22 protein-coding genes are annotated in these 26,611 nt (G+C 67.3%); 9 read left to right on the plus strand and 13 right to left on the minus strand.

The features are described from left to right. Positions 1–7: 7 nt before the first annotated feature. The 6 genes from GC150_09275 to GC150_09300 all read right to left on the minus strand — a co-directional run bounded on the left by GC150_09275 (position 8) and on the right by GC150_09300 (position 4,916). Positions 8–661 carry a TetR family transcriptional regulator gene (locus GC150_09275; GenBank protein MBI1385087.1) on the minus strand — a complete coding sequence of 218 codons (654 nt, stop codon included), beginning with the start codon at positions 659–661 and terminating at the stop codon, positions 8–10. 93 nt (positions 662–754) lie between these two features. Further along, positions 755–1,420: an extensin gene (locus GC150_09280; GenBank protein MBI1385088.1), complete on the minus strand. Its 666-nt coding sequence runs from the start codon at positions 1,418–1,420 to the stop codon at positions 755–757. Between the two features lie 253 nt (positions 1,421–1,673). Then, the gene (locus GC150_09285) at positions 1,674–2,135 is read right to left on the minus strand and encodes a hypothetical protein (protein MBI1385089.1); all 462 of its coding nucleotides are present in this window, start codon (positions 2,133–2,135) and stop codon (positions 1,674–1,676) included. 257 nt (positions 2,136–2,392) lie between these two features. Continuing rightward, the gene (locus GC150_09290) at positions 2,393–3,550 is read right to left on the minus strand and encodes an MFS transporter (protein MBI1385090.1); all 1,158 of its coding nucleotides are present in this window, start codon (positions 3,548–3,550) and stop codon (positions 2,393–2,395) included. A gap of 195 nt (positions 3,551–3,745) precedes the next feature. Next, a complete protein-coding gene (locus GC150_09295) occupies positions 3,746–4,111 on the minus strand; it encodes a hypothetical protein (protein MBI1385091.1) in 366 nt (121 codons plus the stop codon). Between the two features lie 7 nt (positions 4,112–4,118). Then, positions 4,119–4,916 (minus strand): hypothetical protein, encoded by a 798-nt coding sequence (locus tag GC150_09300; protein ID MBI1385092.1) that lies wholly within the window; start codon positions 4,914–4,916, stop codon positions 4,119–4,121. A gap of 138 nt (positions 4,917–5,054) precedes the next feature. Between GC150_09300 and GC150_09305 the strand changes: the two genes are divergently transcribed. The 5 genes from GC150_09305 to GC150_09325 all read left to right on the plus strand — a co-directional run bounded on the left by GC150_09305 (position 5,055) and on the right by GC150_09325 (position 9,706). Beyond that, positions 5,055–5,423 carry a LysR family transcriptional regulator gene (locus tag GC150_09305; GenBank protein ID MBI1385093.1) on the plus strand — a complete coding sequence of 123 codons (369 nt, stop codon included), beginning with the start codon at positions 5,055–5,057 and terminating at the stop codon, positions 5,421–5,423. A gap of 123 nt (positions 5,424–5,546) precedes the next feature. Further along, positions 5,547–6,377, plus strand: a complete 831-nt coding sequence (gene modA, locus GC150_09310; GenBank protein ID MBI1385094.1) for a molybdate ABC transporter substrate-binding protein — start codon at positions 5,547–5,549, stop codon at positions 6,375–6,377. Further along, positions 6,374–7,057 (plus strand): molybdate ABC transporter permease subunit, encoded by a 684-nt coding sequence (gene modB / locus GC150_09315; GenBank protein MBI1385095.1) that lies wholly within the window; start codon positions 6,374–6,376, stop codon positions 7,055–7,057. Before modA ends, modB begins: the two co-directional genes overlap by 4 nt. Beyond that, a complete protein-coding gene (modC, locus tag GC150_09320) occupies positions 7,054–8,205 on the plus strand; it encodes a molybdenum ABC transporter ATP-binding protein (GenBank protein ID MBI1385096.1) in 1,152 nt (383 codons plus the stop codon). Before modB ends, modC begins: the two co-directional genes overlap by 4 nt. Continuing rightward, positions 8,174–9,706, plus strand: a complete 1,533-nt coding sequence (locus GC150_09325) for a glycosyltransferase (GenBank protein ID MBI1385097.1) — start codon at positions 8,174–8,176, stop codon at positions 9,704–9,706. The genes modC and GC150_09325 overlap by 32 nt, the downstream gene beginning before the upstream one ends. 85 nt (positions 9,707–9,791) lie before the next feature. Here GC150_09325 and GC150_09330 read toward each other — a convergent pair whose 3' ends face one another. Genes GC150_09330 through asnB form a run of 4 tightly spaced genes read right to left on the minus strand, consistent with a single transcriptional unit; the run spans position 9,792 to position 14,805 of the window. Further along, positions 9,792–10,868, minus strand: a complete 1,077-nt coding sequence (locus tag GC150_09330) for an NAD-dependent epimerase/dehydratase family protein (GenBank protein MBI1385098.1) — start codon at positions 10,866–10,868, stop codon at positions 9,792–9,794. Positions 10,869–10,925: 57 nt separating this feature from the next. Continuing rightward, positions 10,926–11,870: an NAD-dependent epimerase/dehydratase family protein gene (locus GC150_09335; GenBank protein MBI1385099.1), complete on the minus strand. Its 945-nt coding sequence runs from the start codon at positions 11,868–11,870 to the stop codon at positions 10,926–10,928. Positions 11,871–11,882: 12 nt separating this feature from the next. Continuing rightward, positions 11,883–12,836 (minus strand): NAD-dependent epimerase/dehydratase family protein, encoded by a 954-nt coding sequence (locus GC150_09340; protein MBI1385100.1) that lies wholly within the window; start codon positions 12,834–12,836, stop codon positions 11,883–11,885. A 28-nt stretch (positions 12,837–12,864) separates the two neighbouring features. Beyond that, a complete protein-coding gene (gene asnB / locus GC150_09345) occupies positions 12,865–14,805 on the minus strand; it encodes an asparagine synthase (glutamine-hydrolyzing) (protein ID MBI1385101.1) in 1,941 nt (646 codons plus the stop codon). Between the two features lie 239 nt (positions 14,806–15,044). Between asnB and GC150_09350 the strand changes: the two genes are divergently transcribed. Beyond that, a complete protein-coding gene (locus GC150_09350; GenBank protein MBI1385102.1) occupies positions 15,045–16,493 on the plus strand; it encodes a hypothetical protein in 1,449 nt (482 codons plus the stop codon). A 19-nt stretch (positions 16,494–16,512) separates the two neighbouring features. On the opposite strand, the gene GC150_09355 is transcribed toward GC150_09350, so the two are convergent. Both GC150_09355 and GC150_09360 read right to left on the minus strand, forming a co-directional pair. Next, positions 16,513–17,553 (minus strand): UDP-N-acetylglucosamine 2-epimerase (non-hydrolyzing), encoded by a 1,041-nt coding sequence (locus GC150_09355; protein ID MBI1385103.1) that lies wholly within the window; start codon positions 17,551–17,553, stop codon positions 16,513–16,515. 133 nt (positions 17,554–17,686) lie between these two features. Then, positions 17,687–18,961 carry a hypothetical protein gene (locus GC150_09360; GenBank protein MBI1385104.1) on the minus strand — a complete coding sequence of 425 codons (1,275 nt, stop codon included), beginning with the start codon at positions 18,959–18,961 and terminating at the stop codon, positions 17,687–17,689. A gap of 284 nt (positions 18,962–19,245) precedes the next feature. Here GC150_09360 and GC150_09365 point away from each other — a divergent pair, with 284 nt between their 5' ends. The 3 genes from GC150_09365 (at position 19,246) to GC150_09375 (ending at position 24,860) form a co-directional block, all read left to right on the plus strand. After that, positions 19,246–21,129 carry a hypothetical protein gene (locus tag GC150_09365; GenBank protein MBI1385105.1) on the plus strand — a complete coding sequence of 628 codons (1,884 nt, stop codon included), beginning with the start codon at positions 19,246–19,248 and terminating at the stop codon, positions 21,127–21,129. 27 nt (positions 21,130–21,156) lie between these two features. Then, positions 21,157–21,489 carry a heavy metal-binding domain-containing protein gene (locus tag GC150_09370; GenBank protein MBI1385106.1) on the plus strand — a complete coding sequence of 111 codons (333 nt, stop codon included), beginning with the start codon at positions 21,157–21,159 and terminating at the stop codon, positions 21,487–21,489. Between the two features lie 185 nt (positions 21,490–21,674). Next, positions 21,675–24,860 carry a CHAT domain-containing protein gene (locus GC150_09375; protein ID MBI1385107.1) on the plus strand — a complete coding sequence of 1,062 codons (3,186 nt, stop codon included), beginning with the start codon at positions 21,675–21,677 and terminating at the stop codon, positions 24,858–24,860. Here GC150_09375 and GC150_09380 read toward each other — a convergent pair. After that, complete coding sequence (locus GC150_09380; protein ID MBI1385108.1) at positions 24,821–26,596, minus strand: STAS domain-containing protein; 1,776 nt, start codon at positions 26,594–26,596, stop codon at positions 24,821–24,823. The genes GC150_09375 and GC150_09380 overlap by 40 nt on opposite strands. Positions 26,597–26,611: the final 15 nt, after the last annotated feature.

A 26,611-nucleotide genomic window follows, 5' to 3' on the forward strand; every position in this document is an offset into this window, starting at 1 on the left:
CCAAACTTCATCGAGGACCTCCGGCGCTCCCGAACCCGAGCCCTTGGAGATAGATGAGCAGCGCCGACTCGAGCAGTTCCTCGGCCGAGATCGGCGCCTTGCGCCGCGCCCCGTCGCCCCTGAGGAACAGCGAGGCGATGCCGTGCGTCAGACTCCAGATGTGCAGGCTCATCATCATCACTGGCGGACGGTTCGCGGCCGGCAGGGTCTCGACCAGCACCGACACCGCCGTGCGCAGGACATTGAAGGCGCGGTCCGACGAGTGGGCGAGGGGAGTTCCGGGCGTGATCGCGATTCCCGCCTCGAACATCGCCTGATAGTCGGCCGGGTGCTCACTGGCGAACCGGAGGTAGGCACGCCCCAGGCGGTCGAACGCCGCGAGCGGGTTCGGCCGGCCGCCATCCCATGCCGCCTGCAGCGCCGCCTCGAAGCGGTCGAACCCCTGGCGCGCGACATCGGCCAGCAGGTCGTCCTTGTCCTTGAAATGACGGTAAGGGGCCGCCGGGCTGACCCCCGCCAGGCGCGCCGCCTCCGCGAACGTGAAGCCCGACGCCCCCTTCTCACCGATCAGCATGCGCGCCGCCGCGATCAGCGCTTCGCGCAGATTGCCATGATGATAGCCCCTTCGCTTCTGGGGCTCGTCGTCGTCATGAAAGGTCATTGTCGCGCCGCGTGCCTGGCTCGCTCATACCGAGAGGTCTAGCACGCGCCGGCCCTCCCGCCACCGGCAGGTGCGGCCGGCGGCACGCGTGCGTCACCGGCAGTAGGTGCGCCCCGGCTTGCCATGGCGCGCGAGATCGAGGTGGAAATGGTCGCGGTGCGCCTGGTCGGCATTGGGGCCGAGCACGGTCGTGAAGATGCCGCAGGCGCCGCGATGAATCTCCCGAAGGAAGGCTTGCTCACCACTCCGGCCGCGCCAGCCCTGGAGAACGCTCACCTCGCGGCCGTTGGCAAAGCGAAAGACGCTGAAATCGATGGCATTGGCAAAGCCGTGCTCCGAGAGCTTGGCGCCCGCCTGATGGTTGCGCGGCCGACAGGCATAGGAGGCGGCCACCTTCATCTCGACGATCGGTGCACCGATATGGCGGACAGCCGCCGGTTGGACGACTTCGTTCATCCAGCGATCGAGCGCCGGCACCATCGGGCATCGGAGCGTGGCCGGTGGCGCGAGCCGAGTCCGCCCGCCATCGGTTGCGTGCACGGCCAGCGGGCGCATCGCCCCACAGACCGATGGCCCGCCGAGTGCCGCCCGCTCGCGCACCCATGGCGACCGGTCGGCAACCCCCGTCAGGAGACAGGCCTGCTCCTCCTCGGCACGCCATGGCGCATCGGTCGACACGAACGGCTGACTGCCGCCGCACGACGCCAGCAGTAATGTCGCGGCCAATGCCGCCCATTTGGAAAAACGCTCACACCCCATGAGAAGGAAACATCGCCGAATTGCCCAAACAAACAATGAAGCAATGTTCCTGGCACAACGGATTGTCGCGGCCGGGGCGAGCGCTGGTCAGGCCAGCGGCGATCGGGCGGTGATTTCGTGACGAAAGTCCGTCTCTTGGCTTTCGTCAGGGCTAGCGCGCAAACGCGCTGCCCGACGCATTGTGGCCATCGGGACCGTTCGCTTGCATCAGCGGTCGACCATCGCTCTCGCGATGGCCACGGCCAAGCCCGGATCAGGTCGAAGAGCGCGGTGGGGCCGAAGGCACATTCGGCACGGGTGCCGGCTGCATTGGGGTGAAGTTGAGCCCGCAGGACTTCTGCAGATTGGCTTCCTCGATGGCCTTCATCTGACCGCGCAGGTTGGCGAGTTCGGCCGCGGTATGGCCGTCGCCGCCACTCACCAGCAACGCCGCCGGCCAGAAGATCACGAGCGCGACGCCCGTCGCGACGGCATCGGAGGTCGCCTTCTGGTCCTGCTCGCCCGCGGCTCGAACCGCCGCATAGCTGACGCGCTGCGCCTCCGCCGCGAGCTGTTCGCACGATAGGCCCTGGTAGAGGACGGGGCTGACATAGGATGCCTGGATGCTTTCCGAGCTGCTGGCACACCCTCCGAGCAAGGCCAACGCGACACCGAGCGCCGCCACCGGACACCCACGCCTCAATTCTCGCCAACCGCTTGGAATTCTGTCGAACATTGCTTCGCTCTCGCTTGCTCACCGACGCGTCGGACCGGAACCTGCCCTGCAACCCATCGCAGGGCCCGCCGTGCCCCAATCCCCGTCGGCCAGCCACCTGCGGCACCGACGCTAGGCAGGTGCTGAACGACTGACAATCGGATTTGCGCGCCTCGAGCAGAACGCTGTCGATTGTTGCTTCGGCACCACCGATGCCCCCGCAGGTGACGGGCGACAGGGAGGGCACGCGTCGGCTGCCGAGCGCCCCTCCCAGCGGCTCAGTCCGCCGGGCGCACCGGCGCGGGCGCCCCCGGCCACACCACTTCCGAGCCCGGCGCTGGAGCCCGCGGAACGAGATGCGCGAGCATGAGCGAGACAAACGCCATACCCGCCCCCAGCAGGAAGACGGCGGAGGGATCGCGCAACCACACATAACCGAGGGCGACCGGCAGGAAGACCGCCGCGATATGGTTGATGGTGAATGCGACACCCGTCGACGGCGCGATGTCGGCCGGGTCGGCGATTTTCTGGAAATAGGTCTTTATGGCGATCGCGAGTGCAAAGAAGGCGTGGTCGACGATGTAGAGTCCCGCCGCCACCATCGGATCGTCGACGAAGGCATAGGCCGTGAAAACACCGACGAGGCCAATGTATTCGATGATGAGTGCCCGGCGTTCCCCGATGTACGCGATGAGCCGCCCGATCCGCGGCGCCAGGAACATGTTCATCACGTGGTTGACGAGAAACAGCGTCGTGATCGCCGTAACAGAATAGCCGAACTTCTCGACCATCATGAAACCGGCAAAGACGATGAAGATCTGACGCCGCGCGCCGCTCATGAATACGAGCGCGTAATAGAGGCCGTAGCGCTTGCGCACGATCAACTCGCGTCGTTGCACAACCTCCTGACGGAACATGGGAAAGGCGAGCCAGGCCATGAGCGTGATGGCGAGGGTTGCCGCCCCGGCGATCAGATAGACGTTCGCAAAGCCGAGACCGAGCAATTCGAACGTGAGATAGACGAGCCCATAGCTCCCCAGCGCGGCAAGCGAGCCGGCCGCCGCTATCCGCCCGAGGTCCTGCGCCGCTCGGTGTTTTGGCAGCCATTGCAGCGCCAGCGACTGGGCAACGGTCTCATAGTAATGGAAGCCGAGCGACATCAGCATGGTGGTGGCATAAAAGCCGTACTCGCTCGGGAAATAGCCGGCGAGCGCCGTGCCGAGCCCGAGCGCCACCAGCGAGATGAGTGCGAGCGGCTGCTCGCGCATCACGAGCAGGATGAACACCACTCCGAAAGAAAGAAACCCCGGGATCTCGCGCAGCGACTGCAGGATGCCGATTTCCCGCCCGGAAAAGTCGATCTCGCCGATCGCGAAGTTGTTGAGCAAAGTGAACCAGGTCTGATGCGCGAGTTGCATGGCCGCTGCGAGCAGCATGAGCAGCACGAGCGGTGATCGCCACGCGCCCGCAGTTGCGCCGGCGCCCGTGCCAGCACCGCCGAACGAAACGTCAGGCCTGCCGGCGGATGCGGATGATGGAGGCCTGTCGAACGGCGTCATGCCTCCTCCTACCACTCCAAACCCGGCCGGCGCCATGCCGAAAGACGCAGCGCTCCAACGCCCTCGCCGCCGTCATCCGAGCAGCAGTTCGCCGACGCCCAGCACGACCAGCACGCCCGCGACGCCCCAGAGCAGCACCCGTCCTCGCATCGCCAACGTCGCGCGCGGCAGCATCAAGAGCGTCGACAGCATGCCCGCGCCGAGGAGATTGATGACCCCCGCCCCCGCCGCGCCGAGCCCGCCAACCGAGCGACCGCCACCGCCCACCACGATCGCGGCCGCGATCCCCAGCAAGAGGGCACCCATCAACCGCAAATAGAACGACTGATCGCTCTTGGGCAGCCCGAACGCCGCGACCGACACTCGCGGGATGAAAACGAGAAATGCGCCCGCCACGATTTTGACGAGCGCATCGAGCCATAGCAACTGATCAACCATGCAGGGACTACTTCGAGTCCCCTGGCGCGAAGACCTTGCGGCGGTCGAAGGGCTTGGGCTTGTTGGAGACCGGCGTCGAGAGCCAGCTGAGGAGGCCGGCCTCCTCCTCGTCGTTCTTCTTGGGCGCACGCGGGGGCCGCGTGAAATCGCCTGCGACCATCGGCGGCAGATCGGCGCGGATTTCGCCGAGCACAGCATCGGTGCAGTAGGCCGGCGCTTCCGGCAGGCGCTTGGCGACGGAGACCTCGGTGAAGCGAACGGTCTGCTCGATCTTCGAGAGCTGCTCCGGTGGCGTACCGTTGCGGGCTTCGAACGCGAGATATCCGGCGCGCACCTTGTCGGGTTCGAAATAGAAACCGCAGTGCCTTGCCCGCGCCATGGTCCAGCCGACATGCATCGGCTTGGCCATGGGATCGACCGGCGCTTCCACCGCCGTGGCGACCGGCACCGCCGGTTGCGCCGCAACGAGTGTCGGCTGTACGACCGGCGCATCGGGCGTGCGACCCGTGGTGAACGACGTCGTCCCGCGCGGCCGCTGCGCGGTCGCGTTCGCCTGCTGGCTGGCACCGGGCTGTGTCGAGGCTTGACCCGGTTGCCCTGGCGCGGTCGTCTGCCCCGCCGTGGCGGGACCAGGAACCGCGGCTGGCGCCCCGGCGGCCGGCTGCGGCAGGCTGGCGCTCTGGGTCGCCGGCACATCCGCGCTACTGGAGCCGAGTATGCCACCCAACCCGCCACTGCCGGAGCTGGAGCATCCGGCGAGCGCGATGGCCCCCGATACGGCCACGATGATGCGGAATCCACACATGTTTCGACCAGTCGCGCCGAATCGGGGCGACGTCAAGGCCGACGCGTGCTCCGTATGCATTTGCCGTGGGTGATGCCCCCCGGCCACGCCCACGCCCGCCCCCGTGACAGGAGCCCCGCGGCCGGCTATGGCTCCGCCATGAAAGCGGGCAACAAGAAGACCGGGGCGAGGCTGCGTGTCGTCCTCGAAACCGACATCGCGATCGGACCCGGCAAGGCCGACCTGCTGGAGGCCATCGCCGAAGCGGGCTCGATTGCCGCCGCCGGGCGCAGCATGGGCATGAGCTACAAGCGCGCGTGGCTGCTCGTCGAATCCATGAACGCCTGCTTCAAGGCCCCCCTCGTCGAGACTTCACGCGGCGGCAATGCCCGTGGCGGCGCGCAACTGACCGACGAGGGCCGCCGCGTCCTCGCCTGCTACCGGCGCATCGAGGAGATCACCGACGCGGCGATCGCCGATGAACTCGCCAAACTGCGCGCCATGCTGGTCAGCGAATCCGACAACTGAGGACCCTGCACGACGATCGATCATTCGAGCAGCGGCAATTGGTTGTCAGGCCCACTGCCATCCGTTACTCTTGTCGCCGATATGTACGGTGAAACATGTCGGAGTGGGCGCATGCGTTGGGCCATGGCCGCCATGTCGATGCTGGTGCGGACCGCGCCGCTGCGGTTTCCGGCCGTCCTCTCCGCCGCCCTCGCCGTGCTGCTCGCGGCACCCGCCGTCGGAGCTTCGGGACTGCGGGACCGGGCCGCCGATGCGCGCCCCCTCGTCGCCGTTGCCGCCAACTTCGCCGACGTCGTGACGGAGCTCGCTGCCGCCTTCGCGGCCTCGACCGGTCACGAGCTGCGCATCACGACCGGCTCCACGGGTAAGCTCTATGCCCAGATCAAGGCCGGCGCCCCTTACGACATCCTGCTCTCGGCCGACGAAATCACGCCCGAGCGGCTCGAGAACGAGGGGGCCGGCGTCCCCGGCACCCGCTTTGCCTACGCCTATGGCCGTCTCGTGCTCTGGAGCAGTGATCCTTCGCGCGTCACCCTCGACGGGGTGGCTGCACTGCGCAGCCTCGAGCGCGGCCACCTCGCGATCGCCAACCCGGAACTGGCGCCCTATGGCCGCGCGGCCCGCGAAACGCTCGAGAGCCTCGGGCTCTGGGATCGCCTCCAACCGCGCATCGTCATGGGCCAGAACATCGGTCAGGCGCATTCCCTGGTGGCGAGCGGGGCGGCCGACCTCGGCCTCGTTGCCCTTTCCGCGCTCAAGGGCCCCCGCGCCCCGGCCCGCTCGAGCCATTGGGAGGTTCCCGGCCATCTCCACCGGCCGATCCGTCAGGACGCGGTCCTGCTCTCGCATGGTGCCTCGAACGACGCGGCCCGCGCGTTCCTCGCCTATCTGGCCTCCCCCCCGGCGCGCGCCGTCATTGCTCGCCACGGCTATGCGACGGCCCCCGGCTCATGAGCCTGCCGGACCTCGCCCCGCTCTGGCTGACGATGCACCTTGCGCTCGTCACCACGCTGGCGCTCCTCCTCGTCGGCACACCGCTCGCCTGGTGGCTCGCCCGCACGCGTTCGCCCGCCAAACCCTGCATCGAGGCGGTCACCGCACTCCCCCTGGTTCTGCCGCCGACCGTGCTCGGTTTTTATCTCCTCATCCTCCTGAGCCCGACCGCCCCCATCGGCGGCGCCTTCGTGAGGCTGACCGGCGAGACGCTCACCTTCTCGTTCACCGGCCTCGTCATCGCATCGATGCTCTATTCGCTCCCCTTCATGGTGCAGCCGCTCCAGACGGCCTTCGAGGCGATCGGTCCGGGACCGATGGAGGAGGCCGCGAGCCTCAGGGCCTCTCCGACAGATGCGTTCCTCACCGTCGCCATGCCGATGGCACTGCGCGGCTTCGTCACCGCCGCCGTGCTCACCTTCGCGCACACGGTCGGCGAGTTCGGCGTGGTTCTCATGGTCGGTGGCAACATCCCTGGCACCACCAAGGTGGTCTCGATCGCCATCTACGAGCATGTCGAGACGATAAACTACGCCGAGGCGCACGGCCTTTCCCTCATCCTTCTCGCCTTTTCGTTCCTCACGCTGCTCGTCGTCTACGTCGTCAACGGGCGCCTGCCGCGCCAGGCGGGTGAACGGTGAGCGGCCTCGTCGTCGACGCCCGCGTCCGCTTCCCGGGTTTCGCGCTCGAGGTCGCCCACGACTTCACCCTCGGCGGCATCACCGCGCTCTTTGGCCCGAGCGGCTGCGGCAAGTCGACGCTGCTTCGCATCATCGCGGGCCTCGAGCCGCGCGCGTCGGGCCTCGTGCGCCTCGGCTCCGAGAGCTGGCTCGACAGCGCCGCCGGCCTCCGGATGCCGACGCATCGCCGGGGCGTCGGCGTCGTCTTCCAGGACAGTCGCCTCTTTCCCCATTTGACCGTCACGGGCAACTTGCGCTATGCGGCCGCCCGCTCGGCCCACATCGCGAGCCCGATCCACTTCGACGGCGTCGTCGAGGCACTCGACCTTGCGCCCCTCCTGGACCGTCGCTGCACGGCCCTTTCGGGCGGCGAACGTCAGCGTGTCGCCATCGCCCGCACCCTCCTCTCGCGTCCGCGCCTGATGCTCATGGATGAGCCCCTCGCCGCGCTCGACACCGCGCGCCGGGCAGAAATCATGCACCATATCGAGCGTTTGCCGACCGAGTTCGCCGTGCCGGTCATCTACGTCACGCACGCCATCGACGAGGTTGCCTGGCTCGCCAATCATCTCGTGGTTCTCGCCGCCGGCCGCCTCGTGACGCATGGTCCGGCCGGGGACATCCTCGAACGCCTCGACCTGCATCCGGCCACGGGTCGTTTCGAGGCGGGCGTCGCGGTGACGGCGCGCGTCATCGGCCACGATCCCGTCTTCCGGCTGACGAAGCTGGAAATCTGCGGTCAGGCCATGGAGATGCCGACGACCGAGCCCGCATTGCCGGTCGCGAGCCTCGTTCGCCTCCGGATCCGTGCCCGCGACGTCAGTCTCGCCATCGAGCGCCCGGCCGGCGTCAGCATGCGCAACATCCTCGCCGGCACCGTCGTCGGCATCGAGGAGGAGCCGGCGACCGCCTTCGCCGAAACACTCGTCGACATCGGCGGCACGCGCCTGCGGGCACGCATCACGCGGGCCGCTGTAGCCGATCTCGGCCTTGCCGTCGGCCGTCCGGTCTTCGCCATGTTGAAGGCGACGGTGATCGAGCGGCGCGCCCTCGGCCTGCCTCCCGGCCGCGCGAGCCATGCGCCCGGCACAACCCGGGATGCACCATGAGGAGCCTTCCGAACCTCCGGCGTCCGAGATTGCCCAAAGCCGGAATCTATGGTCATTGAAACCCGTCACCATCGCTCGATCCGGGCAAGGTGGAATGTCGCTGCCGGCGCGAATTGCAGGCAGTCCGGGCAGTGGCATTCGAGGTTGCTCGGCCGCGCCAGGACGCGATACTCTTCGTGCCTTGCCGGGCAGGTCTAGTATTCCGCAACCGGCCCCACATCGATCTGCCGTTTCGAGGAGAGAACGATTGAGCGTCGCAGGATCTGGCGCGCGACCGGTATCGGCGACGGGGCAGAGCGTCCTGCGAACTCTGCTGCTCACTCTCACCTACCCCCATCGCGCCTCCTACTACGATGATTGGCGCGACGCCTTCTGCAACAGCCAACAGTTCGAATGCGAGACGGTGAACGTCCGCGATCTGCGCCCCAGGACCCTGGCGGCGATGGTGGACGAGTTCGATGCGGTCATCATCCTGCATGCCTGCAACGGTGACACGCTCGACTACCTCGCGCCGATCGCCCCGGTGCTCGGCAATCGGCGACGGGCTCGGCTGCTGAGCTTCGTTGGCAACGAATACAACTCACCCTACGTCTCGACCGTCGAGCGCTTGCGGCTCCTTGGCGAGGCGCGTTGCGACCTGATTGCAACGCAACTCCTGCGCGAAGCGGGGGAATTCCTCTACCAGGGCTGCGGCGCCCGTATCATCTCCGTGCCGCATGCGCTCAATCCCTTCGCCTTCCGCCCCGGCCCGCCCGACGAGCAGCGCCGCCTCGACATCGGCTATCGCGGATACCGCTACCCGAACTACCTCGGCGACGACGATCGCAACCGGCTCATCGATTTCTTCCGCACGTACGCCTGCAATCACGGCCTCCTCATCGACGTCGCCGAGGATCGCCGCCTCGATCGCAGCCAGTGGTCGGAATTCCTCGCCCAATGCCGTGGAACGATCTCGAGCGAGGCCGGCAGCTGGTATCTCGAACGCGACGATGCCCTCGTCGGCCGGATCCATGCCTACCTCAGCGCCAGGCGATCCGGTGTCGTCATCAGCAACACCAGCCCGCTGCGACGCCTCGCGCGCCGCCTGCCATCGTCCGTCAAGGCCGGCCTCTGGTCGCTCCTCAAGCGGGGCCCCGTCAAGTTCGAGATCATCGACGACTTCAACACACCCTTCGCCGAACTCGACGAACGGTTTTTCCGCACCGCACGCCGAGCCGAGATCTACGGCAAGGCGATCTCGTCCCGCCACTTCGACGCCATCGGCAGCAAGACCTGCCAGATCATGATCCGCGGTCGTTTCAACGACATCCTGACGGCCGACGAGCACTACGTCGCCGTATCGCCCGACCTCTCGAACGCCGGCGACGCCATCGAGCGCTTCAAGGATCGGACCGAGCGGTCCCGCATCGTGCAGGCGGCCTATGATCACGTGCTTTCGGCGCACACCTATTCGCACCGCGCCGCCAGCGTGCGCGCCGCCTTCGATGCCTTGCCGGCATGAACTCCGCGCACGCTTTCGCCCTGCGGTCGCCGACCGGAGGCCGTCGAGGGAAAGGCCAGCATACCGAGGTACGCGGGGCGCGAGATCAGCGTGCGGCCTCTCCGAGATAGGTCCGCACTTCCGGAAGGAAATGGGCGTGGCTCATCATGCAGCGCAGGATCGTCGTCCGGTTCGCCCGCGTCCATTCGACCGTGCGTCGCAGCCCTTCCTCGTGCCCGACACTGGCGACGAACCCGAGCTTTTCACGCGCCTTGCCAGTGGAAGCAAAACGCTGACCGGAGCGGTCCCAGTCGCGCGCCGGCTTGAGTGCGATGGCGGTCGGATTGCCGGTCGCGGCATTGACCCGCTCAGCGAGTTCGAGGATCGTCGTCTCCACCCCTGAGCCGAGGTTGTAGATCTCCCCGGGCTCGCCCCTGAGAGCGCAGGCCATCAGCCCCCGCGCCATATCCTCCACGAAGATGAAATCGCGGCTCGCGATGCCCCCGTTCTCGACCGGCAGCGCCTCGCCGTGCAGCGCTTTCCAGATGAACGTCGGCGTCACGTTACGCCAGACCGTCGCCGGCGTCCCGCGCCAGCGCCCGGCCCCGAGAATTTCCCCTGGGCCGTACACGTTCTGGAAACGCGCCTTGACGAACGGCATGCCATGGCGGGTGAAATAATAGTTGCCGTACATCTCCCCGATCAGTTTGGAGATCGAATAGGGGCTGTCGTGGAAGAGCGAAACCGGAGCATCTTCCGTCGTCGCGCTCGCGCCATCGAAGGTCTTTGCAGCCACCGCGCATCCGGCGGCCGAATAAACCACCTTGCGGAGCGTCTTGATGTCCTTCAAGCGCTCGAAGAGCTTGAGCGTGGTGAGCGTGTTGTTCTCGTGGTCGGCGAGCGGATCGTGGATCGACGACTGGTTGCCGTGATAGCAGGCGAGGTGATAGGCGAAATCGAGATCGTCATCGAGCCCAGCGAGGATCCGCTCCGAGGTGATCGGCCCCGAAACGAGGCGCACCGCCGGATGGTCCGGCACGTTCACCGGATCGGCGGAAAGGAAATTATCGACCACCGTCAGCCGCCGCGGCTCCTCGGCGAGGATCGCCTTGACGAGGTTCGACCCGACGAACCCGCCCCCCCCGACAACCAGCACGTTCCGTCCGGCGAAGCTCTCGTTCATTGATGTCCTCTCGAGGAGTGGTCGTCCCTGGCCCCGGGACCGGTCACGGCACCCAGCTCAGCTATTGCCGGCCGGCGGCGCCTTGAGGTGGCTGTAGATCGCGGTGACGCCATGCTCGTCGTACCAGGCCAGCATCCGCCGGATCGTCTCCGCGAAGGCATAGCGCGGCCGCCAACCGAAAACAGCCATCGTATGCGTGGGATCGAGCACCACCGCGGGCACATCGTCCGGCCCCGGATCGACTTCCGGAACCGGCTCCTTCAATTCGATCCCGAGGTGCTCGACGACGATGTCGAAGATTTCCTTGATCGTGTGGCCCGTTCCCGTCGAGACGTTGTAGATGCCGGTCGGCGCGCCATCGGCCATCACCAGATCCATCATGGAAAAGAAATCATCCATGTCGACGAAGTCGCGGACCGTGCGCGAGCAGAAGCAGGATTTGCCGGCCTTGAGCCGTGTGTAGAACGTCGGAATCGGCCCGATCGCGAGCCGGGGCCCCGTCACGTTGGCGAGCCGGAGGGAAACGAACGGCAGGCCGGACATCGCCAGGTAGCTTTCGCCCGCCTGCTTTGAGATACCGTAGCTCGTGAACGGGCGCGCCGGTGCATCGACCGCGATCGGCACGCTCGCCGGGCGGCCGTAGCCGAGGGCGGTATGGAAGTTGACGAACCGCGCCACCCCCGCCGCTTTCGCCGCCTGGACGACGTTGATCGTGCCCTCGACGTTGGTCCGCGCATCCTCGAGCCAGTCGTCGGGGTCCTTGTATGCGGCGGCCGAGTGGATGACGTGGCTCGGCCGGAAGCGCTCGAACGCACCGTTCACCAGCGCCCGGTCGGCGACGCTGCCGGTGACGATCTCGAGCCGAGGGTGGCTCTCCGGTAGCGAACCGCGGTGGCCCGTCGCGAAGTTGTCGACGACCAGGACCTCGTGTCCCGCCTCGAGATAGCGCTCCGTGAGGCCCGAGCCGAGCGTTCCGGCACCGCCGGTGATGAGGATCCGCATCGAAATCCCCCCTCAGGCCTTCTTGATCTCGCCGCGCGCTTCCTTGAGGTGTGTATACCCCCCCTGGACGCCATGCCTCGCCCACCGCTCGACCGCGACCCGCGCGATCTCGTCGAGCGCCGTGAAGCTCACCTCGCCGAAATCCGAGAACGTCCGCGAGGGATCGAGCAGGATCGAGGGCGCATCGTCCGGACCGAGCGGCTTGACCTCGGGCTCCGGATATTCGTTGAGCTTCATGGCTCCAACCACGGCGTCATAGAGTTCCCGGATCGCGACATCTTTTCCCGAGGAGAAATGGTAGGCACCGTGACCGGTCCCGTCGGCGGCCCTCACGACGACCTTTGCGAGGTCCCCGGCATAGCAGAAATCGCGCCGCGCCGGCGTCACGAAGCAGCGTTTACCCTCCGAGAGACGAGAATAGAAGATCGGCAGCGGCCCCGAGACATTGCGCTCCCCGATGACGTTGGCGAGACGGAACGAAACCCAGTCGACACCGGAAAACTGCACATAGTTCTCCCCCGCGGTCTTCGAGATCGCGTAGCTCGAATTGACCGGGTTGATCGGATGGTCGAGGCGGATCGGCTGCTGGATCGGCTTGGTGCCGTAGCAGAGAGCGGTCTGGAAGTAGACGAGCCGGGCAACACCGTGGGTCTTGCACGCCCGCGCGATGTTGGCCGTACCGCCGGCATTCACCATCGCATCGGTCCCCCAGTCCTCCGGGTCCTTGTAGGAGGCGGCGGTGTGGATCACCACCTGCGGTTTGAATTCCGCAAAGAGCCGGTCGATCAGCGCGCCATCGCAGATCGTGTCCTCGACCTGTGTCAGGTTTTCGTGCGCCAGGAGGTTGTCCCGCCGGCCGGTCGAAAAATTGTCGATCGACATGACGGTGTCGCCACGCGCAAGCAGGATATCGGCAACGGTCGAGCCGACCTGGCCGTTCCCGCCGGTAATGAATATTCTCACGATGTCACCTTTTTCCGCACGCTTGGATGATCTATTGCGCCGCCACGCTCGAGGCCCCCGGTTCGGCATCGATCATGGCCCGGTAGGCCGGCGCCTGATCGTGGAACTGCTGTTGCCAGAGTTCGAGGCTGAGGAGGCCCCAGATCTTGCGCGAGAACCGCTCGACACTTCCCATGTTCGCCAGGATCGCCTCGGAATTGAAGAATTCGCGGTGCCGGCTCTTCTGGGTGTGGAAGATATCCGAGACCATGTCCTTGAGTTCGCCTGAGAACCACTCCTTGAGCGGCACCGGAAAGCCCATCTTGTCGCGCCGCGCCATCAGCTCCCTCGGCAATTCGTCGCCGAACGTCGTCTTGATGAAGTGCTTCATGCGGCCGCCTTCGAATTTCACGTCCGCCGGAATGGACGCGGCGAATTCGACGATCGAGTGGTCGAGCAGGGGCACGCGCGATTCGAGCCCATGCGCCATAGACATCCGGTCCTCCACGTGCAGCAGGGCCGGCAGCAGGCACTTGAAGTCGAAGTGCGTCATGGAGTCGAAATAAGCCTCCTTGCGCACGTTTCGCTCGGAATTGAAGATCGCCTGGAAGCGCTCGAACACCGCGCTGCGGTCGAGCTGGCGCCAGTCGACCTCGTCGGCCATGTCGGCCGAGCGGTCGATGAGGCGGAAATAGCGCTCGTCGAGCGGCCCGAAGAGCCCCTTGGAAAAGAGCTGCCGGATGAGCGGCTTGTACTCCTGCAGGACGGTCAGGTGCGGGAGGATGGATTCCGGCGTGACGACGAAATTACCGTTGCGGTACGTGCCGTCGATCGAGGCCTTCAGCGACTGTTCGAGATAGGCGATGAGATAGCGCGCGTAGCCACCGAAGATTTCATCCCCGCCCTGCCCGCCGAGCACCACCTTGACGTGCTCGCTGGCGAGCTTGGAGACCATGTACTGCGGGAACGAGCCGGGACCCGCGACGGGCTGGTCGAGGTGATAGATGACCTTGGCGATGTTGTCGCGGAAATCGCTCGCGGTGATTTCCATCTCGTGCAGCTCGATGGCCGCTTCCTTGCAGACGGCCCTCGCGTAGGGGCTCTCGTCGTAGCCCGGAAACTCGGTGAACTTGCCATGAAAGCCGATGCGACCGGACGCCGGCTCACGCGCCGCCATGACGCCGATGAGGCTCGAATCGATGCCGCCCGAGATGTAGGCTCCGACCGGCACGTCCGAGCGCAAATGCACGCGCACCGAATCGGCGAGCAGCTCGCGCATCCGGTTGCTGAACCAGCCCGCCCGGTGATCCCAGTCGATCTCGTAGTGCACGTCCCAGTAGCGAAAGACCTTGACCTCGCCCTTCTCGACCACGAGGCCATGGCCCGGCAGCAATTGGCGGACGTTCTTGAACAGCGTCCGCTCGCCAATGGTGTACTGGAACGTCATGTATTCGGCGAGGGCTTCCGAATCCGTCGCCACCTCGTCGAGCATCGGCAGCAACGCCTTGATCTCGGAAGCGAAATAAAAGACGCCATCGACGACCGTGTAGTAGAACGGCTTGATCCCGAAACGATCGCGGGCCGCCAGCAGGCGCCGGCCATCCCAGATCGCGAAGGCGAACATGCCCCGCAGATGCGCGAGGCAATCGCGGCCCCATTTGGCGTGCGCCGCCATCACCACTTCGGTGTCGGAATTCGAGCGGAAGGTCCAGGAGCCGGCCAACTCGTCGCGCAGCTCGAGATAGTTGTAGACCTCACCGTTGTAGGTGATGACCGAGCCATCCGGTCCGGGCATCGGCTGATGCCCCGACGCACTGAGATCGATGATCGCCAGCCGCCTGTGCGCCAGCCCGCAGTTGCCGCGCTCGTTGCGCCACTGGCCGGCGCCATCGGGGCCGCGATGGACGATGAGTTCCCCCATCACCTCGAGACGTCTGTCGATTCGATCGACGGGCTGTCCCGTGAGGGACACCAGACCGGCAATTCCACACATGGCTGAACCACTTCGGTTTGGGATGCCGCGGTGCCGGAAAGCACCCACGTGCCACGGTTGCCTCACGTCACCGAGAGGCTTACCAACCCGGTTCCGACGAGTCACCCCTTTTCCCGGCATCGCCCGCCGAGGTCCATGGTCAAGCGGGCGATGGTTGTGCGCAGTCCACAGACGAATGCGCGCGACTGCTGGAACCACCCTGAACGATGCCCGAACGCGGGATCGAACGAGGATCGCGAATGGACAGAGCGATGCCGAACGAGCCGACTGCAGCCGCCCCCGACACCCCGGCGATGGCCGATGTCGGCCCGTCGCCTGCCTTGCCCCGCCCCCTCGACATCGTCCTCTTTTACGAAGCGGCCGCCATGCACACGGGCACCGTTCGGGATCATGTGACGGCATTCGAGCGCCTCAGTGGCCATCGTGTGCACACCCTGGACGTGCGTGCCGCCGCCGAACTCGCCCCCGACCTCACGCGGGCCGACGCGCTGGTCCTGCACTATTCTCTCGTCATCGCCGGCGATGCCTACGTTCGCCCCTCGCTGGCCGAGGCGATCGCCGCTTTCACCGGTCCCAAGATCCTCTTCATCCAGGACGAATACCGCTGGGTCGACCGCACCGCCGAGACCATCCGCCTGCTCGGCGTCCACGTCGTTTTCACCGTCGTCAACGAGGACGTCATCCGCCGCATCTATCGTGCCCCCTGGCTCGAGAAGGTCCGCTTCGAGCAGACCTTGACCGGTTTCGTGCCGGAGGATCTCGTGCATCGTCCGGTCCCCGCCTACACCGACCGCCCGATCGACGTTTCCTATCGCGCCCGCCGCGTGCCGGCCTGGCTCGGCGCCTTCGCGCAGGAAAAGTGGTGGCTCGGCGCGCGCTTTCGCGAGGATGCCCGGCGCCATGGCCTCGTCTGCGACATCGAGACGAGCGAGGCCTCACGCATCTACGGCGAGCGCTGGATCGAATTCGTTGCGAACTCGAAAGCGGTCCTCGGCTCCGAGAGCGGGGCGAGCTTCGTCGACTTCGCCGGCGACGTGCAGCCGCTCGTCGAAGCCTTCGAACGCGACCACCCGGATGCCCCCTTCGAGGAGGTCCAGCACCGGTTTCTCGGCGCCCGCGACGGTGAAATCGTGATCCGCGTCATCTCACCGCGCTGCTTCGAGGCGGCCGCCCTCAGAACTCTGATGATCCTTTATCCGGGCGACTATTCGGGCGTCCTCGAGCCCGGGCGCCACTATGTGCCGCTCGCCCGCGACCATTCGAACATGGACGAGGTCGTGGCCATCATCCGTGACCCTGTCCGGGCCAGCGCCGTCATCGAGCGTGCCTGGCAAGAGGTGGCGCAGAACCCGCGCTGGACGTTCGCGAGCTTCATCGCCCACTTCGACCGCGTCGTCGAGCAAGAGCACGCCCGCCTCGCGGCCTCGCCCGAGCAGCGCGCCGCCGACCTCGACCCCTCGTCGCCGCAGGTCCTCGCCGGCCTCTCGCGCGCCGCGGCCGACCTGGCACGCAACCGCAGCACCCGAATGGGCTGGACGCTGCGCCTGATGCGCGCTGCCGGCAGTGCCGATGCCTGGGGCGAACGCCATGTCCCGGCGTCCGTCTACCGCCCCCTGCGCCGTGCGGGACGTCTGCTCGTGCGCGCCGTCAAGCCACTGCTCAAGCGCCTCCTGCTCGGCCGGCAGTAGCACGCCTGAATCTCTGATTTCAAAGGGCTTTCTCGATCAGTCCGGCGATGATGTCGGCTGAGTTCCCATCGCCGTAGTCGGGAATATCGCTGCGGCTCGCCACGCCCTCGCTGGTCCAGAGCCGGTTCCATCCCGCCTCGATGGTCTCGACCCACTCGGTCTCGTCTCGCAAGGTGACGCAAGGCACACGGTGGAAATACGCCTCCTTCTGAAGGCCGCCCGAGTCGGTGAAGATCGCCGCCGCATTGTGTGCCAGCCAAGCCATGTCGAGATAGCCGAGCGGCTCGATGAGGCGGACGTTGCGCGGCGCGATGCCCCTGCTCTCCATGAGCTTGCGTGTGCGCGGATGGGTCGGCATGACGACCGGGCGCTCGCTCGCCTGCTGCTCCAGGAAGGCGACGATTCGGGCGAAGCGCTCGGGATCGTCGGTGTTCTCGGCGCGGTGCACCGTGGCGGCCGCATAGCCGCGCGCCTCCAGCCCGAGCCGTTCGAGGATGCCAGAGCGCCCGCGCGCCCGCTCGACCGCCGCGATCGTCGTGTCGTACATGACATCGCCGACCGCGTGCACACCCTTGGTGATGCCCTCGCTCGCCAGGTTCCGCACCGCCGTCTGCGTCGGACAGAACAGCAGTTCACTCATGTGGTCGGCGACGATGCGGTTGATCTCTTCCGGCATGCGCCGGTTGAACGAGCGCAAGCCCGCCTCGACGTGCGCAACCTTGATGTGCAGTTTGACGGCGGCCAGCGCCCCGGCGAGCGTCGAATTCGTGTCGCCGTAGATCAGCACCAGTCCGGGCTGTTCCTCGAGCAAGGTCGCCTCGACCTTTTCGAGCATCCGTCCCGTCATCGCGCCGTGACCGAGGCTGTTGACCTCGAGATTGTAGCGCGGCTTCGCGATCGCAAGCTCTTCGAAGAAGACGTCCGACATCATGGCATCGAAGTGTTGGCCAGTGTGCACCAGCACCTCCTCGATCCCGTGCCTCGCGAGCGCATGGCCGACCGGAGCCGCCTTGATGAACTGCGGCCGCGCGCCGACGATCGTGACGACCTTCTTCGACATGAGGAGTTCCTCTTCGTCTGCTGCGCCTGCGCCCTCGGCGCCCCTTGGCCAAGGGAGCGGTCGCATGCCGCGACCACGCCGTCCGGTTGGCTGCGCCTCACTCGACAGCACATGCCGCATGCCGGCGCGATTCTCAAACCCCGCTCGCTCGCTTCACCTCGACCGCCCCCGCGGGAGCGCCGAAAAAGCGGGCCAACAGTCCACAGAACGCCACCCCGAGACCGAAGTAGGCCAGGAACCAAGCCTGCCACATCCCCCAACTGAAGGCGCCGACCACCGCCATGCTGGCAAAGAGCGCGAGCGCCCAGGGTCGAGCTGGTCGGGGCATCCGCCAAATCGCCCTGAGCCCGGCGAGCCCGACGAGGGCCAGTAGGATGCCGCCGACCGCTCCGAGTTCGTACCACGTCTGCATGAAGACGTTGTGCGCGTGCCGCCCGGTCCGCCTCGGATAGATGAAGCCTTCCGGCCGCTCGTAGCCATCCTTGCCGTCCGCGATGTCGAGGGCCTTGGTCGAGCGCGCGCCGACCCCGAAGAACGGCCGCTCATGCCATCGCTCCGCCGTCGTATCCCAAAGGATGATGCGCGCTCGCCCCGTCCACGGCACCCATTCCGCCTGGTGCAGTCCAAGGCGGTAGGCCGTCTGCGCGGCCGGGACCACCAGCAGTGTCGCCGCCAGCCAGCCCGCGACGACGAGCACGAGCGCGAGGCGCGCCGAGGCGAATCCGACCAGCAGCACGGCAAGTCCGACGGAGAGCGCAACCGCGCTGGAGCCGTGCTCCGAAAACCCGGCCGTCAGTGCCGCACCGACGAGGATCGCCCCAGCGGCGAGGAACCGCCACGCCCCGAGCCCCCGCCAGACGACGAACGCCGCGGCCGCCGGCCAGACCAGCGGCACGAGGCTCGCGATGTGGAAATTGAACCAGAAGGCCCGAACGTGCGTGACCTCCTCGCCATCCAGCACGAGGTCCTTGGGACTCCCCGGTCGGAGCGCCGGAATGAAGTTCATCAGCGAGCGCCAGATCAACGTATCGCCCGCGATCTCGACGGCATAGAAGGCAACGCCGAAGCCGGCCGTCACCGCCAGCGCCCTTTGCAGCGCGCTGATCCGCATCTCGCTGTGCGCCATGAAGGCCTGTGCCGCAAGGCCCGCCAGCAGCGCAAAGAGCCCGAGCAGCAGCGCCTTGCCCACCGCCACATCCGGCTCTGCCGCCCAGAGCGCGCTGGCGAGCGCATAGAGAACGAACGCCAGCGCCGCGAGCCCGAGCGGCCCGCCGAAAGATCGCCAGGCCTGCGCCATAAGCCCCCGGCTCCAGAGGGCATGAAGGCCGCCCAGGCCCAGCAGCGCCAGCCACGCCGGCGAGGCACGCGGCCACAGCAGCCAGAGCACGACGATCGCCGCAAACAGCATCGCCGCCGTCCGCTCCCCCCGCCCGTTACGGCTTCCGACGGCCCCGTCTCGCATCGCCCCGATGCATCCCCCGTTTCGCCGGTGCTGCCCCTGGTCGGCCGGCACCCGCTCCGCCAATCAGATCGCAACCGCCCCGTGTCATATTTGCGCGATCGGCCCCATATAGGCAGTATTGCGAGAGCCCATCGGCTCCGGCATCGACCCGCGCGGTCGCCGGCGTCTGATGTGCCACGTTCCGGCATGGCCCGTCGAGCCTTGCCGCGCCCCGAGGAGTGCTTCGCCGAATGTCGACACGTCACTGCATCGCTGTCCTGACGGCTGTCGCGTTCCTCTTTGCCGACCTCGCCGCGGTTGTCGGCCCCACCCGCGCACTCGCGCAGGGGTCCGCCATCACTGGCCCCGCCGCCGGCGCTCCAGGCATCACGCTTACCGGCGGCGATTGCGAAGTCGACGACGAGGACGCCTTTCGCGAGCGTGTTCGCGAACTCGCGGTCACGACCTTTCGCGACGGCATCGCCCGCGTCGACGTCCCCCTCGTCGTCGCGGACCAGTGGCGTGAGAACGCCTTCGCCGCACTGATCGATCGCCTCGTCGACGAGGCCGCCGACCAGCTCCGCGAGGAAACCGATTGGGACCAGCTCGTCGCCACCCTCGCCGACAGCGACAAGGCCAAGGCCCTCGCCGAGCGCATGGCCGAACGCGTCTATCGCTCCGACGCATTCAAGACCGCCGTCGAGGAACTGGCCGGCGATGCCGGGCGCGAGATCGCGAGCCACATCGAGCTTGCCACAATCGATGCGGCGGTTCCGGCGGTGCGCTGCGTCAGGACCTACCTCGGCAATCGCTACGGCCGAGGCATCGCCCGCCTCGTCGCCGAGGACACGCGCGCCGAGTTCGACCCGACCGCCGAGGGCGTTGCCGCCAGCGTCGGCACCGGCCAGGTCGTCGTTGCCGGCAGCGAGGCGATCGCCGGCGCCATGGTCCTGCTGGTGCGCCGCACCCTCGAGCGCATGGCCCGGCGCGTCGGCCAGCGTGTCGTCGGCGCGGTTCTGAGCCGCATCGTCTCCGTCATCGCCGGCGGTGTCGGAGTGGTGCTCATCGCCAAGGACATCTGGGAACTGCGCCACGGCGTGCTGCCGATCATCGCGGAGGAAATGAAGTCGGAGACCGCCAAGGAGGCGGTCAAACGCGAGATCGCCGCCTCGATCTCCGAGCAGATGGCGGCCCAGATCGACGAACTGGCCACGACCACCGCCGATCGCATCGTCGCCGTCTGGCACGAGTTCCGCTCCGCCCATCAGAAGGTGATCGACCTCGCCGTCGCCAATCCGACTTTCCGCACCTTCGTCGATGGCATCCCGCGGGTCGACCTTCCACGCCTCGACCGCATCGTCGCGCTCGTCGTCACACGCGAGGGAGAGGAAGGAATATCGAGACGGCTCGCCGACGGTTCGCTCACCATCGCGATGCGTGAATTGCCGCCCGCCGCCCTCGAGATCGCGGACGACACAGGCGAACTCGCGCTCGGCTTTGCCTGGCTGCGGCTTGCCGGCGGGCGCATCGAGGATGTCGCGAATTACGAACTGCACCGCTCGAGCCGGCCGGACGACTTCAGTGAGGCGACGCTCACGGCCATCCTCGCGCTCGCCGACCGCCTTGCGATCGCCCGCATCCTCGAACTGCCCGCCGATGCGCGCCGTGTCCTCGCCGAACTGGAGACGGGACGGCTGCGGACCCTGGCGCGCAGCCTCACCTCCGGCGAACTGGACACGCTCTCCGGTTACGTGACCGGGCTCGCCACCGGCGCCCGCGAGCGCATCCTCGTCTCGCTTTCCGAGGATCCCCGCCGCATGCAGTCGCTGGCCATACCGGGCGTGCGCCGCGCCGTGCTCGCCAGCCGTGATCAGGCCGCCGCCCTCGGCGTTGCGCTGGCCTCGACCGGCGCCTTCGATCTCTTTGCCCTGCAACGCACATTGTCGGCCGTGCTTCGTGGCGACATCTCTCCATACCTCCTCGCCGCCAAGCATCCCTACGCCATCGGCACGGCACTCATTCTCCTCTTCTTTGCCTATCTATTCCTGAGGCGACTGCTGTTCGGTCCACGCTATCCGCGCGAGCGCACCCGCCCGCGCCGCGCCGAGCCGCGTGACCCGACGACCGCAACCTGAGCCGATCGAGCGGGAATTCCCATCACCATGAGCGAGCACGCAATTCGGCTGACCAGCCTCGAGAGCCTTGCCGAGGACATCGTGCCGGGCTCCCTCCTCCACGCCAGCGCCGTCAGCGCCGCGAACATCATCAAGGACCTGCGCGAGCACATCACCAACACCTTCGGCGGACGTATGTCCCGCTATGAGGCCATGCTCGACGAGACCATCGAACGCGCCCTCGAGGAATTGCGCCAAAGGGCGATCGAGGCCGGCTACGACGGCGTTCTCGGCGTACGGATCGTCCACCCCAACATCGTCGATGGCGGTGTCGAAGTCGTCGTCTATGGCACCGGTTACCGCTTGCGTGCCCGCGACTGAGGACGCGCCCCCGTTGCCATCGAGTGACAGGTGTCCGCGCCACGACCGAAAGGGTTGTGATCGCCGTCCTCGGATGCTTTCATGAGACGACCCCAGTCCGCGACGCAAGTGCGACTTGGCGCGGGCGGGGCGCGGCATCGAGGAGGTGAAGGGTGGCGGGAAGAAGGGTGGCGAGAAGTCGAACAGTGCGGGCATTTCTTCTCACCCTCGTGTTTTTCATCCTCTCTGTCCTGCCGGCGACCAGCCAGGAGGCAGGTTCCACGACGGATGCCGCCGATTTCCCGCAGCGGGTCGTCGATACGATCGTCGAAATCAAGGTGGTTGCCAACCACCACGCCAGCAACCGCCACGCCGAGGCCTCGCGTGAGCGCCTGTTGGCGCTGCGGGACCGCATCGCGGCGCTGACCGCCTCCCCGGAATTGGACCGCCTGCCCGAAGATTTCCTCCGTTCGCTCCACCCGGCCTTCCTGAAGGTCCTCGATGCGGGCGCGGACATCGTGCTGACGCCGGGCTTCCACTACACCGAGGTCGAGGCCATCGTCGCCGCATTTCGCAAGCATTTGAAGCACGACGAGGCGGTTGCCGCCCATCGCGATATCGTTCTCCTCGAGAGCATTGCCACGACGTTTGGAACGGACTGGTATGGATTCTATTCCATCAATTTCACACTGCTCAACGAACGCTTCCGGGGCGAGGTAGGCTATCGCCGCGCGCTCCGCCTCCTCGCCCGTCACAATGGCGCCTGTGGGCAAACCGACAGCGGTCCGCGGCGCTCCGCCGAACTCTGCATCGCCGATATCGCGACACGGGGATTCAAAGCCTCCGGCTCGCCGGCCCTTGCGCTCGACTGGGCGCGCGAGCGAGAGCGGTTTCTGGCTGACGTGAGCGACGTCCCACCCGCCGATCGCATCGCGAGCCTGGTGGAGTTGGCCGAACTCGAACTCGACCAGGGCTGGCACGCTCCGGCCGCAGGCGCGATCGGCAAGGCCCGCGCCATTGCTGCCGGCGCTCGCCCGAACCGGGCCCTGCTCGCGCGGATGGAGGCCGTCGAGGCACGCCTTTCCATCCGTGGGCTCGCCACTTCGCAGGCGCCCTCCGCGGCGCTTGTCGACCGCTGGACCGCCGGATTCGATCCCTCCACCGGGCGCGGTATCGGTGAAATGGCCCGCGCCATCGCCGCCCTCCACGCCGGTCGCATCGATGGCCGCCTGGCTGCCTCCATCGACCGCACGCTTGCCAAGGCCGGCGTCGCGAACCGGCGGCCCTCGGCCTGCCGCAAGGGCCGCAAGCCCGCCGAGACTGCCCGCGAGGTGACCCTCTTTGCCGCCTACTTCGTTCCCTATCACGCGGCGCCGGGCGATCTTGCGACAATCTGTCGGTTCATTTTCGAGCGCAATCCGGCCGCCAAGGTGGCGCTCGCCCGTCGCCTCCTCGACCCCATGCTCGAGAATGCCGGCGAGTTCGGGACGGAGGGACAATATCTCGAGGGGCTCGCCGGCCTCGCCGAAGCATTTTCCATCCTGGGATACGACCGGGCGGCCGAAGTCGCTCGCAGCGCCTTCCTCCAGGATCTCGCCCGCAACTATCCCGACGCCGCCGCACGCGATAGCGCCGCCCTCACGCTCGCCCCGGCGGTCGTCGATGCGCACGCCTCTCGCGCGCTCGCCGCCGTTGCGTCCGGCGACCGGGACGGCGCGCGGATCGCGCTCGCCGAAGCCGCCCGCATCGCGAGCTTGCGTCTTGCGGCCGAATGGCGTGCGGGCAGTCAGGACATCGCCGATGCGATCGCTCGCCTCGAGGGACCGCTCGCGCGCGTGACCGAGGCTTGGCACGCGCTGGCGGTGCGCGGGGCCGCTTCCGGCGAATCCGACGTGGCCGGCGCCTTCGAGGCCTTCCAACTCGCCCGTCTCGATGACGTGGCGACCGCCATCCAGGTGGGGTTGCGCCGCAGCGCGACCCTCTCGCCCGAAGTCGCTGGCCTCATCGCCGAAGTCGAGGCAGTCCACTCCCGCCTCGCCCATCTCGAGCGCATCGCGGCCGGCGTGCAATTCGACTTCGACGACGGCGTTTCCAGCGAACGCGCCCACCTCTCCAGGCAATACGACGAAGCCCGAGCCCGTCTTTCGACGGCGCTGCCTGTCTACGAGGATTTCGCCAGCGTAACACCGCTCAATTTCCAGGAGGCCCGCACTCGTCTGGGCGAGCGCGATGCGCTGGTTTTTCTCTCACCTGCAACCGATCGCACCGCCGCCTTCGTCTTGACCCGTGCCGCCGCCGCTTTCCGCTCCCTGTCGGAGGGCGAGGAGACGCTTGCCCCCGCGATCGCGGATTTGCGTCGCCAGCTCGACCCAGAAGTCGAGGGAAACGATGGCGCGGGGTTCGACGTGGAACTGGCTCACCGCCTTCATCAGCTGCTGCTGGCCCCGTTCACCGATACGCTCGCCGAGGTCGACCACCTCTTCGTGGTCGCTGACGGGAGCTTGACCAGCCTTCCCCTTCATGTCCTGGTCACGAACCGCCCGCCGGCTGGAGCCGGCATGGCGGATGTCGCTTGGCTCGCGAAGCGCTTTGCCACGACTTACCTGCCATCGGTCGTCGATCTCCGCCCCGCCGATGTCGCCGCCGCAACGAGTTCCGGCCGCTTCATGGCGTTCGCGGACCCCGATTTCGGCTCCGAGCGGAACGATGCCGCGAAACGTCCCGCGGCCGAAGTCACGAGGAGCTTTCGCGGCGCCGTGACGGACCTCGCATCACTGCCGACGATACCCTCCCTTCCGGAGACACGAACCGAGGTCGAGCACGTCGCTCGCACGGTACCGGGCGGGGATGTCGATTTGTTCCTCGGGCAGGATGCGACCGAGGCGATGGTGAAGTCGCTGAGCCGATCCGGGCGCCTCGCCGCCACTCGTATCCTCTATTTCGCGACCCACGCCGTGGTGCCGGGCGAGATCGACGACGCGAGCGAGGCCGGCCTCATCCTGACGCTGCCGAAACAACCCAGCGACGAGGACGACGGCCTTCTCAGCGCATCGGAAATCGCGCGCTTGCGCCTCGACGCCGACTGGGTCGTCCTCTCGGCCTGCAACACGGCGGCGGCCGGCGACAGCGACGGCCGCGCCCTTTCGGGACTCGCCCGCTCGTTCCTTCGTGCCGGCGCCCGCGCCCTCCTCGTCTCCCACTGGCCCGTGATCTCCGATGCGGCCGTGGAAATAACCACCCGCACCTTCACCGGCATGGCCTCCGAGCCCGGCCTGCCGCGCGCCGTTGCCCTCCAGCGCGCCATGTTGGAGATCGCGACCTCGACGCAGGGTGACGGTCGCACGCACCCCTCCTATTGGGCTCCCTTCACATTGATCGGCACGGGCGGCTGACCGGCGGGCGCCGGATGACCCGGCTCGCGCCGCCGACGGTGTGCCTCGAGCGCCCCGGGGACATCCGGATGGAACGTGACACCGTGCGCCCCGAGCCCATGCGAGACGAGTTCGCGCTCGACGGACGGTGACGCGCCCGCCACCATCATCCGCCGCCCGCCTGCCTCGAGTTTTCGCGCGAGCCCTTCGAGAACGTGCGCGCCTGTGGAATCGAGCAGTGGCACGGTCGAAAAATCGATGATCAGTGTCTCCGGCCGCGTCGAGATGCGGCTCAAGGTCGCCTCGACCAGCGAAGCCGTGCCGAAGAAGAACGCACCCGAAATCCGATAGACGACGGCCCCGTCGGCCTCCGCCTCGCCCGGTTCGTAGGGGCTGCGTTCGCCCGCGCGCGCAAAGTCCGCGACGTCCTCGCCCGCCAGCGGCGTATTGTTCTCCACCGAGATCATGAGCGACATGCGCCGGATGAAAAGTGCCGCCCCGAGCGCAAAGCCGATGAGGATCGCCTCGGTCAGGTCCCGGAGCACCGTGACCGCGAGCGTCACGAAAAGCACGACGGCATCCCCGCGCGAACCGGTCGCCAGCGAGCGGATCGCCTGCCACTCGACCATGTTGACCGCCACCACGACCAGCACGCCAGCGAGCGCGGCCAGCGGAATATAGCTCGCGAGTGGCGCCGCAATCAGCATGAACGCGAGCAGGAACAGCGCATGCAGCATGCCCGACACCGGACCGTGCGCACCGGCACGCACGTTGGTGGCGGTGCGCGCGATCGTCCCGGTGACACAGAACCCGCCAAAGAGACCGACCCCGATATTGGCCGCACCCTGGGCGACGAGCTCGCAGTTCGAGCGGTGCCGCCGGCCCGTCATCCCGTCCGCGACAACCGCCGAAAGCAGCGATTCGATCGCTCCCAGCATGGCGAATGCGATGGCATCGGGCATGACGGCGACGATCCGCTCCCCGCTCACCTCCGGCAAGCCCGGCCATGGCAACGTGTGAGGAATCCCGCCGAACCGGCTGCCCACCGTCTCGACCGGCAATCCAGCGAGCCCCGACACGAGGGAGACCAGGGCAACGGCGATCAGGATGCCCGGCAGCCCCGGCCTCGCCCGACGCAGCGCCAGGATGATGGCGACCGTCGCGAGCCCCGCCCCGACAGCCGCCGGATTGGCGGTGCCGACCGCACCACCGATCGCCTGGAGCTTCTCGACGATGGGTCCCGGCTCGACGCCCTCGAGCCGCAGCCCGAGCAACTCCTTGATCTGGGTGATGAGAATGATGACACCGATGCCCGCCGTGAAGCCGACCGTCACCGGATACGGCACCAGTTTGACGTAGCTTCCGAGCCGCAGAAAGCCGAGTGCCAGCAGGATGAAGCCCGACAGCATGGTGGCGAGGACCAGACCATCGACGCCGTGTCGCGCCACCGTCGCGCCGACCAGGACGATGAAGGCGCCGGCCGGCCCGCCGATCTGGAACCGGCTACCCCCCAGCAACGAGACGAGGAACCCGCCGACCACGGCCGTATAGAGGCCGCGATCGGGCGTCACTCCCGAGGCAATGGCGATCGCCATCGACAGCGGCAGCGCCACGATGGCGACCGTCAACCCGGACAGCGCATCGGCCCGCAGTTCGCGCGCCCCATACCCCTCCTGAAGGACCGTGAGGAGTTTGGGCGAGAACTGCTCACTGAACGTGAGCGTAGGTGCGCGGACCTGACGTCCGGCTGGGTTCATCGTCGGCATGGTTCG

The organism is Hyphomicrobiales bacterium, assembly GCA_016125495.1.
Classification (GTDB): domain Bacteria; phylum Pseudomonadota; class Alphaproteobacteria; order Rhizobiales; family RI-29; genus RI-29.